At 34.9% G+C, this 3,330-nt stretch carries 2 protein-coding genes and 1 tRNA gene; 1 reads left to right on the top strand and 2 read right to left on the bottom strand.

Going from position 1 to position 3,330, the window contains the following annotated elements; genetic code table 11:
* Window positions 1-91: 91 nt before the first annotated feature.
* Both AACZ41_RS18085 and AACZ41_RS18080 read right to left on the bottom strand, forming a co-directional pair.
* Window positions 92-180: transfer RNA gene (locus AACZ41_RS18085), tRNA-Ser, on the bottom strand.
* Window positions 181-290: 110 nt separating this feature from the next.
* Complete coding sequence (locus AACZ41_RS18080) at window positions 291-2,327, bottom strand: HDIG domain-containing metalloprotein (protein WP_339630030.1); 2,037 nt, start codon at window positions 2,325-2,327, stop codon at window positions 291-293.
* 121 nt (window positions 2,328-2,448) lie between these two features.
* Here AACZ41_RS18080 and AACZ41_RS18075 point away from each other — a divergent pair.
* On the top strand, window positions 2,449-3,330 hold an 882-nt coding region (locus AACZ41_RS18075; protein WP_339630028.1), incomplete at its 3' end, for an acetyl-CoA C-acyltransferase.

The raw sequence follows: 3,330 nt of genomic DNA, 5'->3' as shown, positions 1-3,330 counted from the left end.
GCGACCTCCGCGTCCCAAACGCGGCGCGATAACCGGGCTACGCTACACCCCGAGATGGTTATCAAAAAATATGTCTCTCAACATATCGTTGCGGAGAGACAGGGATTCGAACCCTGGGTACCCTTGTTAGGGTACGACGATTTAGCAAACCGCTCCTTTCGGCCACTCAGGCACCTCTCCAGTAATTCTTCAATGAACTTTTGCTTTGAATAGCGGATGCAAATGTATAAGTATAACTGGTCTTACACAACTATTTTTTATCTTTTTTTTAATAAAAATTTAGACCACTGTTACTCAGGATATTCCACACGCAAATGATAAATGTTTATTAGCTTTTGTTTAAATATTTTCTTGATTGTTTCTATTTCCTTGAATGTAATATCCGCGTTCAAAAACTGATTTGCCTTCATTTGACCAGAAATTATCTTGTCTACGAATTCATCAATTATTAAAAATGTAGGGTCTTTTAAACTTTTAGATGCTGCTTCTACCGAATCTGCCATCATCAAAATTGCAGTTTCTCTGGAGAAAGGTAATGGACCTGGATATCTAAAATCTTCTTCGTCTACCTCACCCTCAAGGTCCTTTTGCTTTTTATAGAAATAATAAACAAAAGTTGTCCCATGATGTGAACGAATAAAATCTATAATTCTATCAGGAATATTATTCTTTCTAGCTATTTCTATTCCTTTGATTACATGGTCAATAATTATTCTAGCACTATCTCTTGGGCTTAATTCATCATGTGGATTTACATTGGTTATCTGATTCTCTGTAAAGAAGGTAGGATCGTTCATCTTACCAATATCATGGTATAAAGCCCCTACACGCACCAGCATGGCATTTGCTCCAATTTCATTTGCTGCAGCCTCCGCTAAATTTGCCACTTGTAAAGAATGATGAAATGTACCTGGAGCTTTATTTGAAAGTTCTTTTAGTAGCTTTGAATTAGTGTCTGAAAGCTCTAACAAGGATACATCAGAAACAAGTCCGAATAACTTTTCATAAATATAAATTAATGGCTGTACGAACAAAGTTATCATTCCATTCAATAGAAAAAGTCCTAAAGTGTACCACTCAATATCACTTAAATCACCCTCATGAATCGTATGGAAAGCCAAATAGCCAATAATATAAATCAGCGTTATCTGACCTACACTGACAAATAAATTCGCTCTCTTATATAGTTCAGATACAGTTAAAATAGTTACTATACCTGTAATAATCTGAAGAAAAATATATTCAAAACTATTAGGAACGACAAAACCTAAAATCAAAACCGCAAGTACGTGTACAAAAAGACCTAATCTAGCATCGAAAAAAGTTTTTAATATTAATGGTAGAATACATAATGGTACTACAAAGACCAATTGATCATTATACTTTATAACCATTGTAGTAATAAACACCATCAACAGTATATTGAAAAATATAAAGGTCACCTTTACATTATTGTCGTATACCGTTTTTCTATATTTTTTAAGAAATAAGAAAAGCATTATTAGTACGAGTGCGACCAACACCGTATATCCAATTAATATGTAGTAGTAATTATTTGCGGTCCATAGTTCTGACTCGTATTCATCTTTTAATGATTCTAAAACTTTTAAGTTTTCCGCCTCTACAACTTCGCCTTTCGCAATAATTAATCGGCCTTGATCAACCGTACCTCTAGTGTATGATAATTTTGACAAAGCTTCTTCTCTTGCTTTTTGAGTCAAATTATTATCGAAGCTTACATTCGGAGCTATCAAATCAAAAAAGAGCGATTGGGTTTCATTTGTATAGACTGACAGATTATTATCTTCTAAAACTTTAGCCACCAAGTCATTAATATCATTGACCCTATAAAATTCCGAAACTCTTACCTTACTAGCCTCATTATCTTTAACGAGGTAAAAAAAGTTACCTTGTACTTGTTTTCCGTTATTTTGTAATATTCCTTTAGTGTAGATTGTGTCTAAAATCGCCTTTGAAAGGTTCTCTAGCCGATTTTTCTGATTATTTTTTAATCCAGAACTATTCCATTTTTCATTAAATTCCTGTTCAAATTTTTCACGGATACCATCAACAATCTTTTTGTCATAATTATAATAAGGAAGCTGGGCACTTTCAATAGACTGCTTTTCTTTTGTTAATTCAGAATCGGTCTTTTTAATCGAAAAATCGAAAGGAGCATATAGGTTTTCATACTGCCAAGGCTTCCCTTTTTGAAATTCATATTTAAATTTACCCCCTTTAGGTAAGAAAAAAACAATAAAAGCAACAGCCGCTATATATAGTATATACTTAAAAATTAGCGATTGCTTTTTGTAAAGATTATCCAAAAGAAAAATTTAATATGTTCATCAAAAATAGAAAATAATAAACTGATAACAGGTAATTGAAACGATATCCCTATAGTTGCTATGGAATTTAGTAATTTCGTCATATCAAAATAATTAAAACATGAAAGAGGTTGTAATTGTTTCAGCTGTAAGAACACCTATCGGAAGCTTTATGGGTGGATTATCTACAATACCTGCCCCAAGATTGGGAGCTATCGCAATTGAGGGCGCATTGAAGAAAATAAATTTAGATCCTGTCCTAGTAAATGAAGTTCTTATGGGTAATGTTGTTCAAGCAGGAACAGGTCAAGCACCTGCTAGGCAAGCTGCAATTTTTGCTGGTATTCCAAATACAGTGCCTTGTACAACAATTAATAAGGTATGTGCATCTGGCATGAAGGCTGTAATGCAAGGCGCCCAAGCGATAGCTTTAGGCGATGCAGATATTGTAGTCGCTGGCGGTATGGAAAACATGAGCCTTATACCTCATTATGTTCAGATGAGAACAGGCACTAAATTTGGACCATCAACTTTAATCGACGGCATGCAAAAAGACGGTTTGGTCGACGCTTATGACAATAATGCTATGGGTATCTGTGCTGATGCTTGTGCAGCTAAATATGATTTCAGTAGAGAAGATCAAGACGCATATGCAATTCAATCTTACACAAGAGCTTCTAAAGCATGGGAAGCTGGAAAATTCGACAATGAAGTTATTCCTGTAGTAGTACCTCAAAGACGCGGAGAGCCAAAGAAAATAACAAAAGATGAGGAGTTCACCAATGTATTCATGGATAAAATTCCGAATTTAAGACCTGCGTTTTCAAAAGATGGCAGTGTTACCGCTGCCAATGCCTCAACTATTAATGACGGTGCTGCCGCATTGGTTTTAATGAGTAGAGAAAAAGCTAACGAATTAAATTTAAAACCATTAGCTGTTATAAAAAGTTATGCAGATGCAGCTCATGAACCAGAATGGTTTACAACTGCCCCTGCCAAAGCA

Source organism: uncultured Maribacter sp. (assembly GCF_963974015.1).
Taxonomy (GTDB): domain Bacteria; phylum Bacteroidota; class Bacteroidia; order Flavobacteriales; family Flavobacteriaceae; genus Maribacter.
Note: the sequence above shows the minus strand (reverse complement) of the source record. Positions and strands in the feature narration are given on the sequence as shown.